The organism is Moorena sp. SIO3B2 (assembly GCF_010692525.1).
GTDB classification, from domain to species: Bacteria; Cyanobacteriota; Cyanobacteriia; order Cyanobacteriales; family Coleofasciculaceae; genus Moorena; species Moorena producens.
In genome coordinates this window covers 1-14,849 of sequence record NZ_JAAHHE010000157.1, presented here as the reverse complement: position 1 = coordinate 14,849, position 14,849 = coordinate 1, and the positions used below count along the sequence as shown (strand labels likewise).

The following is a 14,849-nucleotide window of genomic DNA, read 5'->3' as shown; positions in this document are numbered from 1 at the left end:
AATCGGGAATCGGGAATCGGGAATCGGGAATCGGGAATCGGGAATCGGGAATCGGGAATCGGGAATCGGGAATCGGGAATCGGGAATCGGGAATCGGGAATCGGGAATCGGGAATCGGGAATCGGGAGCAGGGAACAAGGAGGTGTGGGAGGTATATTTGATTAATAGAATACTTTGGCAAGAGGTAATCATGAATAGTGAGAAAGGAAAACTCAGGGCAAAACTCAGCATTGTTGTAGGAATAATCACTGTTGTATTCGCAGCTGGAACATTTTTCCTAACTCGTTCTGATCTATCTAGCCTTAGCACTTCAACCGTGGCTGGGTTAGCTCTAATCAAGACAATGGTAAAGCAATCCGTCCCTTATGAGGTTGCTTTAAGCAATAATAAGCCCACTTTAATAGAATTTTACGCTGACTGGTGTACCACTTGTCAATCCATGGCTCCCATCCTGAACAAATTGCACCAACAGTATGGAGAAACCGTCAATTGGGTGATGCTAAATGTAGATGACCCCCAGTGGGCTAAACCCATTGAAAAATACCGAGTGACTGGTGTGCCTCAATTCACATTTCTAGACAGTAATCAGGAAGAGACAGAAATCCTAGTTGGCAAAATCCCTGAACCAATTATCACTAAAGTGCTGCAAGAGCTATTATCCTGAAAACAGGATTACCATAGGTGACAAGTTGCAGGTTAGAAAGTTGCAGGTTAGAAAGTTACAGGTTAGAAAGTTACAGGTTAGAAAGTTACAGGTTAGAAAGTTACAGGTTAGAAAGTTACAGGTTAGAAAGTTACAGGTTAGAAAGTTACAGGTTAGAAAGTTACAGCTTATTAAAGCTTAAACAAACCAACTTTAAAGCTTCAAGCCTTCAACCTTGGCCTTTGGCCACGCTACGCGAACAACCTTGGCCTTTGGCCACGCTACGCGAACAACCTTGGCCTTTGGCCACGCTACGCGAACAACCCTTCAACCAAACCACCTTCAAGCCTTCAACCTTGGCCTTTGGCCACGCTACGCGAACAACCTTGGCCTTTGGCCACGCTACGCGAACAACCCTTCAACCTTGGCCTTTGGCCACGCTACGCGAACAACCCTTCAACCTTAAATAATATCTGTCTAGAAAGCTGCTTTTAAGATACCGATATCAAAACTACGAGACATGACTGCACTAGTTAAGTCCGCACCACTAAGGTTAGCACCACTTAAATCTGCTCCCTGAAGGTTAGCACCACTCAAATCTGCTCCCTGAAGGTTAGCACCACTCAAATCTGCTTCACGCAAATCGGCTTTGTGTAAGTTAGTTTCAGTCAAATTTGCCTTGATTAAAGTAGCTGCAGTTAAGTCTATCCAACTGAGGTTAGCTCTAGTAAGGTTCGCTTCGGTAAGGTTAACGCCTTCTAAGATAGATACATAAAGCTGAGCAGCACTGAGATTTATCCCCTCAAGATCTACCCAACTCAACATTTGCTCACTCAGATTTATGCCCCGAAAATCCCGTTCTCCCCTAGCATATCGCTTCAGTAGTTCCTCAGGATTGGTTGTGGTAAGTTGGCTAGATGGACTAGTGTACAACAGCATAGATAACCTCAAACGTGATCTGGATTCGGTCTGGTGTTAGTGACAATTCCTTACAGATGGGAGATTGTATACAGACGCTAATATGGCCAGTATCGAAGTCTGATGTTAGCGATCGCGTTTACGGAATAGTTGAGTAATGTTTAATTTAGTAGACTATTAGTAGACTAATTTAGTACACCTTTAAGATTAAAAAAATGCTGTAAGCATTCAGGTCTCAGCTATCAGGTCTCAGCTATCAGGTCTCAGCTATCAGCTCTCAGCTATCAGCTCTCAGTAGTAGGGTGGGCAAATACCAAGCCAATCACAATTTAATCAGGAATTATGTCATTTGCCCACCCTACAATAACTATAGCTTTTGAATAAAATAAGCTGACGGCTGACAGCTGACGGCTGACAGCTGACGGCTGAATGGTTACAAAATACTAAATGTATAAATTAATACAGTATTAATTTAAATTAATGGTAGAGAGTTATGACGTTAAGGCATTTTGGTAAAAGCGATCGCTTAGTTTTAAAAAAGCGAAAAAAACCATAATTTAGGAAAAAGCTTGTGTTGATAAAATTGTTTTATACCAGGGTGTATTATATAGATAGAAGTACTAAATGTTGGGTAAAAACTATTCCTGATTACCTTATAGTTACTGAACCATTTTGTGTGCTACCAATCTTGACCAGTATGTTCACAAATAACCTAGGATTGCTATATGCTTGAGCATACCTTAAAATTTATTGGCTCGATTAAACTAGCTGTCCCTTTACTTAGTATGATTGTCGCTATCTTAATTGGGGCGACGTTTTACGAATCTCAGGTCGGGTCAACTACCGTGCAACAAGAGATTTACAAAAGTCCGTGGTTTGGGGCCTTAATGTTCCTACTAGCCCTCAACCTAGCGGTCTCAGCTCTGTATCGCTACCCCTGGCGAGGTGCGCGTAAAATCGGCTTTGCTTTGACCCATCTTGGTATCATCGTAATTATCGCTGGTTCAGCGGCTGTAATCCACTTAGGTGTAGAGGGCATGTTACCTTTGCGCACCGATATGGCTTCGAGCAATCAGATTCGGGTTGAAGGGGAATTGTTGGAAGTGATGACACCATCATCACAGTTGCAGCAGACTGATGTATTGATCAAGCCAGATGGTTCAGTCATCCCCAAGCAAATTGGTAAACTGTCTTTGGTAGGCTACAGCGACAATACCATCAAAACAGTCAGTTTTACGGAAGGGGCAACGGCAGATAATCTAGCAGTAGATAATCCAGCTGTGCGATTACGCTTGAAAAGCGATCGCATGGGGCAAACCCTAGAGCGCTATTTAGCTGTAGCCCCAGTAGCCTATAGCAAAGTAGGGATTGGGCCAGCTGAATTAGAAATCATTCAGGTCGAAACGGTAGCGACAGGAAAAGGAAAATCTCTGCTATCCCCTCCTGAACAACAAAACCTGAGTCCTTGGGGTAGCATCGAGGTAACGTCAAAAGAAACAGACAAGATAGATACAGAGATTATCGATATAAAACAAGCTCTGTCATCCCAAGCCCCAGACTCCTCAGTCAAAGTAATCGATTTTTGGCCGGATTTCCGACTAGACGCCAACAACCAACCGACCACGGCCTCCCAACAACTGAGAAATCCCGCAGTACAGTTGGAGGTATCCACACCAGAAGGGGTTGAACGCTGGTTTGTGTTTGGAAAGGAAAACTTTCCGCCAATTCGTTCAGTTGTATCAGGAAAACCCCTAGAAGGAATTGAGATTAGCTATAACATTCAACCCCAGGAATCAGAGGATTATTTCCGGGTAATCGTCACTCAATCAGGTCAGCTATTCTACGCTGCCCATTCCTCGAAAGGATTTAAATCTGGGACTTTAGAGGTTGGAAAAGCTGTCAGTCCCGGTTGGGCAGATTTCCAAATTACCCTAGACGAGTATATTCCCCATGGCAAAATCAATCGTGAGGTCATACCTGTATTTGACCCAAGCGCTAAGGGAGTACCAGCCTTATTAGTCAGCACCGAAACCGGAACCCAAACCTGGTTACCCTGGGGCGAACCGACTACGATTAACGAACCAACAGGAGAAATCTTTGCTGCCTTTAGTCCCAAACTCTTGCAACTGCCGTTTGCGATCGCATTAGAAGACTTCATCGTTGAACGCAATGAAGGCAGTGATTCCGTTGCCATGTGGACTAGCAAAATCAGGATCGAAGACCGAGATCACCATGTCATCTCCCACCGCAACGTTTGGATGAACCATCCCACCTGGTATCAAGGCTGGAAAATAGCCCAAGCTTCCTGGAATCCCGGTGACTTAAAACAATCAACCCTACAAATCAAGCGAGAACCAGCCTGGGTAACTGCCTTAACTTGGACAGGCTCTGGTCTAGTAATCAGTGGGATCACCATCATGTTCTATGGTCGAGGGGTAGCTAAAAAACTGCGCCGCCAGCCAGAGGAGTCCGGAGTTCCCTTGTATTATCATTCCCCCTAACATACTTTGTTCTAGTTCAGATTAGCTTTTACTTCTGTGTTCTGATGAAACCACTCCAACTCCTGATCGGACTCTGTCTCGGAATCGTAATCCTAATCATACCTCCAACCCAACTCCAACCATCACCCCTAGACCCCTTACAAACCCTAGCTGTCCAACTTGATGGGCGCAAAAAACCCTTAGACACCGTAGCCCGAGAAACCGTAGCCAAAATCCACGGTTCAACTAACTACCGCCTAGAAAACAATCAAACCCTCAACTATCTCCAAACCTACCTATCCCTATGGTTTAATAACCGAGACTGGAACCAAGAACCCTTCATTCTACTGACCTACCGCCCCCTCAAAGAAAAAATTGGTCTTGACCTAGAACGAAAATACTTCTCCTTCCGAGAATTAGTCAGTTCCAACCTAGGTGCCATCGTTCTGGAAGCCAATCAAAAACAAGCCGACAACATTGAGCTGACCAGAGACGAACGAGAAGCCCTCACCATAGAAGACAGACTAGCATTAATGTTACGCACGGTAGGTACTGATACGCTACCCCTAGTTCCCCATCCCAGCGATAGTAAAGGCACTTGGGTAAGCATACTTCAATCGCAACAGTATTACACCAACGAACAAATTACCCCTCTACAGCAAAGTTACCAAACACTCAAACAAGCCTATCGTTTAGACCCCCTACTGACTACTCTTGAGGTTGGGCAAGTTGCGGAAACACTACATCAGGAGTTAGCCGCTCTTAGCCCTGAAATTTACCCCAAGGATTCCGTGCTGCAACGGGAAGTTAACTTCTCTAGTTTTCGCCCCTTTAGTAAAGCCTGGAAAATTTATGCGATCGCATTACTAGTCCTGTTATTAGGATTATCCTTCAAACAATTCGACCTCTACTCAGGTGCAGTAGGAATTTTCCTGACAGGTCTTTTCATCCAAGGCTACGGATTTATCACCCGCATGGAAATTGCCGGACGTCCCCCAGTCACCAATATGTATGAATCCGTAGTGTGGGTTGGATTTGGGATTGCCGCCATCGCCCTAGTATTTGAGCTAATCTACCGAGCAAAATACTATCTGTTAGCCGCTGCTCCTTTATCAATCCTTTGTCTTCTTCTAGCAGACAGTCTTCCAGCCGTCCTAGATCCAAGTATTGCCCCCCTTGTACCAGTACTACGGGACAACTTCTGGCTCAGTATCCACGTTCCCACCATTACCCTCAGCTATGCTAGTTTTGCCTTAGCGATGGGATTAGGACATATTATTCTAGGACATTATCTACTTGCTCCCCAATCCTTTCAACGAATTTCCCACCTATCAAAATTTAACTATCGAGTCCTACAAATTGGTGTTTTACTGCTCACTACTGGCATTATTCTCGGTGGGATATGGGCTCACTTCTCCTGGGGTCGCTTCTGGGGTTGGGACCCCAAAGAAACCTGGGCGTTGATTGCCCTAATGTGTTACATAGTCCCCTTACATGGTCGTCTGGTAGGATGGTTAGCAGACTTTGGGATGGCAGTCATTAGTGTAGTTTGTTTTAATGCTGTGTTGATGGCTTGGTATGGCGTTAACTTTGTTCTCGGGACTGGTTTACACAGTTATGGATTTAGCACTGGTGGCTCAGAATTAATTGTCGGGACCCTCGTTGGTTTAGACTTATTATTTGTAGCAGCTGCCGCTACCAGACATAACCGTTGGTTGCTCTCTAAATCTAGTTAAAATCTAGTGAAACAGTTGAGTAAAAAGCAACCAGTTATGGCTAAAGATAATTAAAATTAATTAAAACTAACTAAAAATGCATAATACCAACTAATTAGGAAGAGATTATCAACCTAAGTTAGCTGGTCATATTTTCGATTAAAAATTCTTGGTTTGAGAGATAATATAATTAATTTTTGATTATGGTTTATTATTAAAATAAATCGTTTTCCACATAGAGGGATACTATGGATCGTCGTGAATTTATGGGCTGGTTTGGTGTTGGTGCATTGGCTACTTATCTACCAGTAGCATTAGCCGCCTGTAGTCCTGATAAAAGTCCGCCAAAAGCAACAGAAAAGAAAACTGCTAATATTGATAAGTCGGTGCGAGAGGATGGATTTAAAGCCGTTGGCACAGTGCAGGAGTTAGAAGAAAAAGGCAAAATTAGCGACAAGATAGCAGATATTCTAGTCGTGCGTAATCTGAGCAACAATAGTCTTGTTGCCGTGAACCCTAGGTGTACTCACCAAGGTTGTAGCGTGGATTGGAAGCAAGAGGACAAGATATTTGCCTGTCCTTGCCACGGTTCTAAATTTGATTTAGATGGCAAAGTAACGAAAGGACCTGCAGACAAACCATTGAAAAGCTATGAAACAAAGGAAGAAGATAATTTAGTTTTGGTAAAAGTAAGCTAGTCATTTAGGAGCAGGTTTGATATTGCAGCTGAAGTCCCCCTTTTTAAGGGGGATTTAGGGGGATCTGTTGGGTGCATCTCATTTTTGGTGTTTGACCCCGTGGTGCGTTACGGGGCAGACTTTCCCAAGGCTGGCTACGAGGCTGAAAATGACGGCGAGCCCCCCTAACGCACCCTACGCAACATTTACAAATATGAGATGCACCCGATCTGTTTGTACCTCATGGGAGATAGAATTGCTATAACTAACCTGCTCCTGCTCTTTTCCAATTCAAAAATTAAGGCTTTGTTAATTTAAAATGATGTCTTGATAAGTACCTGACTTCACTAAACGACCTTGATCGAGTAAATAGATACAATCACAATGTTCAATAGTAGAGAGACGGTGAGCAATAATAATCATCGTTTTAGTGCCATTCAAAGATTTAATTGCTTCATTAACCAAGTGTTCAGTTTCATTATCTAGTGCAGAAGTCGCCTCATCTAGGACTAAAATTTCCCTCTGATGGTAAAGTGCGCGAGCAATTCCTATCCGCTGCCGTTGACCACCAGATAAACGCACTCCCCGTTCACCAACAACAGATTTAACTCCCTCAGGTAATTGGTCAACAAACTCCGCAAGTTGAGCAGATTGGATAGCCTGATCTAATCGTTCTCGATCAATCAAATGCTTTGGAACACCAAAGGCAATATTTCCTTCGATTGTGTCATCTATGAGAAAAATCGACTGTGGGATGTAGCCAATTAAATTTTGCCAGGAACGCAGATTCTTATATATGGATTTACCTTTGTACCTAATCTCACCACTTTCAGGTGCTAAGAGACCTAAAATTACATCAACTAATGTTGTCTTACCTGAGCCTGATTTACCGACTAAAGCAATAGATTGACCTTTGTTGATAGTCAAGGATATGTTCATAATAGTAGGGTCTAAAACTTTGGGATATCGGTAGGTAATTCTATCAATTTCGATCTGATTATCCTGGTGTGATAGACTTCTATTAACGTCAATAGACTTTGCAAAATTACTGAATTGCTCTGAGGGAGTATTAGGCTTGGATAGGGGAGATAAATCTGATAAATATTTAGGTTCAAAAATTTCCTCTACTTCAATGTCTTCTAACTCTTTTAAATCCAAGTATATTTTATTAATCGAATAGCTGGCGTTTCGCATCAAAGCAATATTAGATGTTAAATGACTAAATGCTGGAATCATGCGCACGGAAGCCAAAGCGAAAATACCTAAAACTTCGATAATATTTTCTGTCCCAAGGTTAAAGACTAAGACTATAGATACAAAAGCTACTAAAAATGTCACTAAAATTGCTTCAATTATAATGCGAGGCAAAGCTTGGAAAGTATGAAATGATGTCATGCCATTAACCAGTTGATCGACTTGATCACTCATTTGCCTTTCAAAGTAAGATTCGCAACCAATGATGCGTGTTTCTTTTAATCCTCCAAGGCTATGATTGATGATGCGAATCATTTCCTCCTTAGATTGAGATACCTTTTTTCCCCATTCGGAAATTTTGTCTTTAAATTGGTAGATAATACCCAAGGGTATTAGTAAAATCAAGGCTAGAGTAATTGTTGCGATCGGATCGGTTATTATTAGTAAAATAACTAAAAACAATATAATAATAAAACTGGCTACGGTTTTTAGGAAAGGAATCATGAATTTGACACTAAAAACTCCAGATTCTTCCAAGACCGTGTTGATTAAAAAAGCCGTATTTTTCCTAATATGAAATGTGTAAGGTGCTACCAAGTAGGCATGGAGCAAATTTGAGGATAGTTCACCGTATTGAGTAAAGCTAAATTTAAAGATATATTTTTGAGCTTGGAAACTTAATAAGGATTTAGTCCAGAAGGCAACAATAATAATTAAACCTAGCAAGGCAATAAACTGAACTTCAGAAGTTAAACCTAACTTGACATAAACCCAATGCAGCCGAGAATTTAGTTCAATCAAAGTTGGGTTAGTAGCTAACCCCATAAATGGCCCGACAAGTCCAATACCTACAGTATCCAGGAGGGAGGTTAGTAAGATTAATAACAGAAGAGGGATTAGTCTGAGTTTTCTTTCTCCGAGAATGTATAAAAAATTTGACAAATAGCTAACCATTTGGTATTGAAATTATTAGGATGATAAATGAATAATTCAGTTTAAATCAGCTTTACGATGTCGTCAAAGATAAGAGGAAGGATTGAGATTTGGTCAAATCTAGACAATTGTCCTAGTCCGGTGCCATTGCCGAGCAGCATCAGGAGAAGCTGGACAATCTCAATTACTTGCACAAAGTCATTAAGCTCTCGAAGCTGAGCTAATGGCCAATTGCCTTGATTGAAGTAACCCTGATTAGACTGTTAGTATCTATAACGTCTATAAACCAGTTTTCAAAATCCAGAAGCCCACAAGCCCTGTTAGTGTCGGCATACTGTATAGGTTATAGTTCACAAACTATTTATAATTTATCTAGTTTCATTAGTTAGTTATTATTAAAACCCCAAAAACGAGTAATTGTATAGTTAAAAATAACAAGCAAGATCTTGTTCAATATAAAATGACTAAAATTACGATTTAATTGGATTTTTTTTATATACTACTATCCTGATCATTTAGGGTGTGTTTTATAGTATTTTTTCTGATCAAAATGCCGGTAATCAGGATAAAATTAAATGACAGGTCCGCGCTATCCACGCTCTCGGGTCTCTTTAGGGATGATGGTACTACCTTGCCCTTAGTGCTTACTTCACTTACCTAAAAATGCTCAAATGACCAATGAAGACTGGCTAGAAATCGGTAGAATTGTTTCCCCCCATGGGTTAAAAGGAGAGTTGCGAGTCTATCCAAGTTCTGACTTTCCCGAAAGGTTTGAGGAGCCAGGACAGCGCTGGTTAAAACCACCAGGGGATAATCCACCCCAACCTGTAGAATTACTCTGGGGGCGTTTTGTCCCTGGTAAAGCGTTATATGTTGTGCAGCTCAAAGGGGTAGACAACCGGGATCAGGCAGAGGCGTTGCGCGGTTATCAACTGTTGGTACCAACCAGCGATCGCCCAGAGTTAGAGGAAGATGAGTATCACATCTTAGACTTGATTGACCTTGAAGTCTTTAATCAACTCACCGGTGAAGCTGTGGGGGTAGTCGTAGATGTGATCCCAGCGGGTAATGACCTTTTGAAAGTCAAATTGCTATCTTCAGTGCAACCGCCCCCAACCCAGCCGGAAACTCCACCACCCACTCGAACTAGCAAGAAACGCCAAGCCAAAGGTAAGAAGGAACCACAGCCAGCAACGGTACTGATTCCCTTTGTAAAAGCGATCGCACCAGTGGTCGATCTCGAAAATGGTCGGATTGAGATTACGCCTCCTCCGGGTTTACTAGAATTGAAGCCTTGACCTGATCAATCATTGCTAGGTCATGTTTAATCGTATTAAAAGATAACGATTAATTATAACTAATTTATCATCCATAATCAACTTAGTACCTAAATGTTTAGTAATATTAAAATGAGTAAGTTAATTAAAGTTAACAAAAAGCTGTGTCTACACAAAAACTAATACCCTACCACAGGACGGAAAACCATGTTTGGAACTGGCAAGGTCACCAAATTGAATACACCGTAATGGGGACTGGTAAGCCTCTACTGTTGGTTCATGGTTTTGGGGCATCCATTGGACATTGGCGCAAGAATATTCCTGTCCTAGCCGCAGGGGGTTATCGAGTGTTTGCCATCGATCTGCTGGGATTTGGAGGTTCTGATAAACCTGCCTTGTCCTACACCGTAGAGTTGTGGCAACAACAAATAAAGGACTTTTGGGATACCTACATCAACGAACCTACCGTATTTATCGGTAACTCCATTGGTGCTCTGTTAAGTCTGATGGTGGTAACAAACTATCCTGAGATTGCTGCTGGTGGTGTCTTAATTAACTGTGCTGGTGGACTCAATCACCGCCCTGAAGAGCTAAATCTACCTTTGCGGTTGGTGATGGGAGCTTTCACCAGATTAGTGAACTCTGCAACCTTTGGACCGTTCCTGTTTAACCGTATCCGCCAGAAAAATCGCATCCGCAGCACCCTTCGTCAAGTCTACTGTGATTCAGATGCCATTACAGATGAACTTGTAGACTTAATCTACCAGCCTGCTTGTGATCCCGGGGCTCAAAAGGTATTTGCATCAGTTCTTACTGCTCCTCCTGGTCCTGGACCTAGTGAACTTTTACCTAAGTTACAAAGTCCTCTACTCATTCTTTGGGGAGAGGAAGACCCTTGGACACCGATTTCTGGTGCTACCATCTTCCAAAAGCAGAGTGATCAGGGTAAAGACGTAAAATTTGTAGGAATTCCTAACGCTGGTCACTGCCCTCATGACGAAAACCCAGAGTCCGTAAATTCACTGATTCTCGATTGGTTGTCATCTAGCTGGTGAAATAGAAAAGGAATTAATCAGGGTCAAGCACGTAAGTAAGAAGGGTAAACTTTAACATTTACGTAAGGATTCAGGTGTGGGGAGAAGGGATAAGAGAAGGAGCTTCGGGCAAGTGACCAGCAACAGCCATCAGAGCTTGCTCAAAGAAATCCATCACCGAACGTCCCTGAAAACGACAAGTTTGGACAACGGTGAGTAAATTAGCGGTCTGCTCGAATCGTTGGAGGGAACGAGAGCCACCACTAACCTTACGCTTAGTTACCGCCAAGCGTAGAGACCTTTCGGCACTTTTTATTATCCGGTGGGACTTGGGGATGGTCTAAAAAATACCACCATTGGGAGGCTTTCTCTTTGAGGGAGCGCAAAAGTTTCCCCGCTTCAGCCCCAGCAGCTGAACTCCAGGTTTGAACCGTTGTCTGTATCTTCGTTTTGAATTCTCTTACCCACTGATGGGTTACGGTGGAATCTCCAGTTTGTTGCCAGAGACGATAACAGCCTGCATGCTTCATCAATCAGTTCAACAAAGGCTTCTCCAATGGCTCGGTTGTGAAGTCCAGGTTGTTTGATTAACCTGAGAAAGTGACGGCGCAGATGGGCGCTTTCACTTCTGTTGATCCTTGACATCATAGCCATTGTAGACACTGTAATCATCCGTAATCAGAACCCCGTCATAGGTCTGTCCCAACTGGCTAATCAGTTCCCCTCGCGAGCGTGTATCTCCAGCATGAAATAGACAGAACTGGGGATGGCTCAGTACCCAGAGCCATTCTTTAATGCCCTTGACCGCCCACGGCGTTTCATCCACGTGCAGATTGGGTTGTTCAACAGCCACCCAGGTTCTCAGAGCCTCAACGCTCCCTTGGCTTGCCGTTGCTAGTCGTTGGTTGGTGTTCACCAACGTTCCCACTCCAATATTGATCCCACCGAGTTCCCACAACATCTGAAGTTGTTTGGAGTAAGGCAGATGTCCGTAGTTTCCCAGCCATCCGAGTAATCCTTGCAACCGCACGCCCAAATCTTGTCCAGGGATGAGCGAATCAGGCCACGGTACCGTAGCTCTTACCCCACATTCGATACACTGACAATAGTGGCGTTGATATTCTACGATTTCTATGGGTCGCTCCACCAGCTGAGCTACTTGTTGAGTTTCGACTTTGACCGAAGGGGTTTCCATCAGACTCCCACCGCAGGAAGGGCATTGCTGGGGACTAAGTATAACGAGCGCGGTCTACTCGTCCAAACCCTTTGCGGGTCTTTCCTTTGTGTCCAGGCTGCCCTCCGGGTTTCTTTTTGCCTGGACTCTCGGATTAATCCTGCAAGTCCTGCTTCTTTTCGGGCTTTTTGAGCAAGTCCCTTGATGGTGGTAGAGATGAGTTTTTCGAGTCTAGGTCTCGGCTGAGTTTTAGTCTTTCTATTTCTTCAACCAGGCTTTCGATCAGTGAGTGCTGTTGCTAATCGCAGTTTTTTTTGCTCCACTACCAGCTGCACCAGTTCTTCCTTGGACAACTGGTTATACTGAACTGTGTCTGGGGTTAGTGAGAAGCTACACATTCTTCTGATGATTCTCCAGCTCCATCCCGGACTTTGTCAAGCCCCTACCTGAATCCTTACACATTTACAGCTATTGATAATACTAGGCATTTTCCCTGTAAACCAAGATAATATTCCGTAAATTCACTGATTATAGATTGGCTTTTCTCTGGATATAAATAATAATAAGCGATATTTATCAAGCCATAGACAATCCTATCGTTGATTAGCCGTAAGCACATAGTTATTATGGCATCAACAGCTAGATTTTCGGTGCATAGATTGTTAGGACGAATTAATGTGAAGTAACCGAAATTGAGTGAGTATGAGCTATGTACGTGTTATTACTGATGACCGGAGCGGGAAGAGTTAATTTAACTGCTTCTTCAAGAGGTTTGAATGATTCAGATATTATTAATAAAGCGCTTGTCAGGGTCAGATTGCTTAAAGAACCAGCTAGGGTGGCTCTGAAATAAAAATCAGGTAAAGCTCCCGCAGTATTCCAGAGAACTTTTAAGTAAATTCACGGGAAGCTTTTTGAAATCTTGCTGATTCTTCAAGATTGTTTAAGTGGTTGTCGCGACGTCTTTATTGTCAAGAAATATCACAATTTAGAAGAAACCAAAATTGGCTTCCAAGTGTTACGAGTTTAACACGGAAGCTTTAACTCTTTGTTGCCAAGATAGGACTTACCCTATCAGGGGGTTCACCCCCCATTAATAAGTTGACTATATCACTTATCCTCTAATAAGAGTGTAAATGCAGAAGTTCTACAAAAATTCCTAGCAGGTAATTTATGCACAGGAGGAGATCATAATAATGACAATTGAAGAATTAGCCAAGGGCTATATGACAGCTCCAGCCTATGAAGCTCCTCTATCCTTAATTAGAGAGTTTCGTCAATTTGTGATTGACTTAGCAAAGGTAGAACTGCAAGGGGTCAATTTTGAGTACGTTGACTACCAACCCTACTTTAGAGGACCAGATCTATGTCTGAATGACATCAAAGCTGACTTTGAACAAGGAAATGTTAAAATCAGCGCCCAATATAATGAATCAGATCTACTAGGTAAGGACGTCAACTTAATTTACCGATGTATTCATGAAAGGCATCACGTTAAACTAGATGTGGACTTTGGCTGGGAAGGCGAGTGCGCGATTGCTGCTCACATTATGTCCTTTACAGACAACCTGTTGTTTAAGCAACTTCTCTTTAGTGAAGGGTTAGGGCAAGTGGCTGTGCGCCTGCATACAGGAGAATTTCCTGATTATCAAAAAGTAGTGCTTTTTGATGAAGAGGTTATACATTGTATGGAGAAGACAATGAAAAATGTCAGAAATATCCGATGCCAGAACCATTGATCGAACTGAAGGGAGTGAGCAAATCCTTTGGAAGCAATGTCATTTTGAATCAGTTGGATCTGAAAATTTATCAGGGTGATGCCCTAGTTATTATTGGTCCTTCTGGAACTGGCAAATCAACAATTCTTCGGATTATTGCTGGCTTACTACCTGCTGATGTTGGTGAAGTTTATGTTAAAGGGCAACGGCGCTCCGGTTTAATAGAAGATGCTCAAGACCCCATTGGCATTGGTATGGTATTTCAGCAGGCAGCTTTGTTTGACTCGCTGACGGTGGAAGAGAATGTGGGTTTCTTGCTTTACCAGCATTCTAAACTACCACATCATCGAATTAGGAAATTGGTCAATCAAAGCCTGGAGATGGTAGGGTTATCTGGTGTTGGAGACCGCTACCCAGCTGAGTTATCAGGAGGTATGCGCAAACGAGTCAGTTTTGCCCGTGCTATCATTTCTAATCCTGATCATCCCAGGGACAACCCAGAGGTGTTACTCTACGACGAACCAACCGCTGGACTTGACCCGATCGCCTCAACAGTGATTGAAGATTTAGTGCGCCAGATACAACGGGAAGAAAACGCTTGTAGTACTTACCTAATGGTTACCCATCAGGAGAGTACAATTCGCCGCACCGCTGACCGGGTTGTTTTCCTCTACAAAGGCAAAGTACAGTGGTCTGGCAGCGTTGGGGAGATAGATACCACAGATAATCCTCTAGTGCAGCAATTCTTTAGTGCCAGTACCACCGGTCCAATTCAAGTAATAGGTTGACTATAGGTCAAGAGACTGTTTTTATTTATGAATTTGGTTAGGTTCGTTGGCTGTAGGTTGAATGGCTTTAGGCATAACGGCTGTACGTTGAATGGCTCTAGGCTAAGCCGCTCTAATTACTAGTCAACGACCAGGACCTGTGTTATAGCACTACGCGCAAGTCAGAAGTTAGTGCGGCTTGTTCCTACTAGGAGCCTCTAGAAAATAGAGGGGTATGAGTAGGGGACTTCGCGAGGAATAAAAACCTCAAAAGTCTAACTGTCTAACGGATGCGGGTGAAAACCCCGCCCTTCAGGAG

The 14,849-nt window shown here is 42.9% G+C and carries 11 protein-coding genes and 2 pseudogenes; 9 read left to right on the top strand and 4 right to left on the bottom strand.

The genetic code is table 11. The features are described 5' to 3' along the window. Nucleotides 1-192, bottom strand: a pseudogene (locus F6K38_RS24955) (hypothetical protein); the annotation flags it as partial. Here F6K38_RS24955 and F6K38_RS24950 point away from each other — a divergent pair. Then, nucleotides 191-664, top strand: a complete 474-nt coding sequence (locus tag F6K38_RS24950) for a thioredoxin domain-containing protein (RefSeq protein WP_008189381.1) — start codon at nucleotides 191-193, stop codon at nucleotides 662-664. The pseudogene F6K38_RS24955 and the gene F6K38_RS24950 sit on opposite strands and share 2 nt — an antisense overlap. 17 nt (nucleotides 665-681) lie before the next feature. Beyond that, the gene (locus tag F6K38_RS24945; protein ID WP_008189383.1) at nucleotides 682-1,113 is read left to right on the top strand and encodes a hypothetical protein; all 432 of its coding nucleotides are present in this window, start codon (nucleotides 682-684) and stop codon (nucleotides 1,111-1,113) included. A gap of 7 nt (nucleotides 1,114-1,120) precedes the next feature. Here the strand turns inward: F6K38_RS24945 and F6K38_RS24940 are convergent, their stop codons facing one another. Further along, entirely contained in the window at nucleotides 1,121-1,582 is a 462-nt protein-coding gene (locus tag F6K38_RS24940; RefSeq protein WP_008189384.1) for a pentapeptide repeat-containing protein, read from the bottom strand. A gap of 704 nt (nucleotides 1,583-2,286) precedes the next feature. Here F6K38_RS24940 and F6K38_RS24935 point away from each other — a divergent pair. From F6K38_RS24935 to F6K38_RS24925, 3 genes are all read left to right on the top strand, one after another. Continuing rightward, nucleotides 2,287-4,062 carry a cytochrome c biogenesis ResB family protein gene (locus F6K38_RS24935; protein ID WP_287253890.1) on the top strand — a complete coding sequence of 592 codons (1,776 nt, stop codon included), beginning with the start codon at nucleotides 2,287-2,289 and terminating at the stop codon, nucleotides 4,060-4,062. A 44-nt stretch (nucleotides 4,063-4,106) separates the two neighbouring features. Beyond that, nucleotides 4,107-5,777 carry a cytochrome c biogenesis protein gene (locus tag F6K38_RS24930; RefSeq protein WP_287357795.1) on the top strand — a complete coding sequence of 557 codons (1,671 nt, stop codon included), beginning with the start codon at nucleotides 4,107-4,109 and terminating at the stop codon, nucleotides 5,775-5,777. A gap of 227 nt (nucleotides 5,778-6,004) precedes the next feature. Then, complete coding sequence (locus F6K38_RS24925; RefSeq protein WP_287294246.1) at nucleotides 6,005-6,454, top strand: QcrA and Rieske domain-containing protein; 450 nt, start codon at nucleotides 6,005-6,007, stop codon at nucleotides 6,452-6,454. Between the two features lie 288 nt (nucleotides 6,455-6,742). Here F6K38_RS24925 and F6K38_RS24920 read toward each other — a convergent pair whose 3' ends face one another. Beyond that, entirely contained in the window at nucleotides 6,743-8,569 is a 1,827-nt protein-coding gene (locus tag F6K38_RS24920; RefSeq protein ID WP_229414747.1) for an ABC transporter ATP-binding protein, read from the bottom strand. 662 nt (nucleotides 8,570-9,231) lie between these two features. Here F6K38_RS24920 and rimM point away from each other — a divergent pair. Both rimM and F6K38_RS24910 read left to right on the top strand, forming a co-directional pair. Continuing rightward, nucleotides 9,232-9,858: a ribosome maturation factor RimM gene (gene rimM, locus F6K38_RS24915; RefSeq protein WP_008189395.1), complete on the top strand. Its 627-nt coding sequence runs from the start codon at nucleotides 9,232-9,234 to the stop codon at nucleotides 9,856-9,858. A 143-nt stretch (nucleotides 9,859-10,001) separates the two neighbouring features. Then, the gene (locus tag F6K38_RS24910) at nucleotides 10,002-10,892 is read left to right on the top strand and encodes an alpha/beta fold hydrolase (RefSeq protein ID WP_044495152.1); all 891 of its coding nucleotides are present in this window, start codon (nucleotides 10,002-10,004) and stop codon (nucleotides 10,890-10,892) included. A 70-nt stretch (nucleotides 10,893-10,962) separates the two neighbouring features. On the opposite strand, the pseudogene tnpC reads toward F6K38_RS24910, so the two are convergent. Beyond that, nucleotides 10,963-12,443: pseudogene (gene tnpC, locus F6K38_RS24905) on the bottom strand (IS66 family transposase). A 798-nt stretch (nucleotides 12,444-13,241) separates the two neighbouring features. Between tnpC and F6K38_RS24900 the strand changes: the two are divergent. After that, on the top strand, nucleotides 13,242-13,784 hold the full coding sequence (locus F6K38_RS24900; protein WP_008189401.1) for a hypothetical protein: 543 nt from the start codon (nucleotides 13,242-13,244) through the stop codon (nucleotides 13,782-13,784). After that, nucleotides 13,769-14,551, top strand: coding sequence for an ABC transporter ATP-binding protein (locus F6K38_RS24895; RefSeq protein WP_008189402.1), 783 nt, complete (start codon nucleotides 13,769-13,771; stop codon nucleotides 14,549-14,551). The genes F6K38_RS24900 and F6K38_RS24895 overlap by 16 nt, the downstream gene beginning before the upstream one ends. The last annotated feature ends 298 nt before the right edge of the window (nucleotides 14,552-14,849 follow it).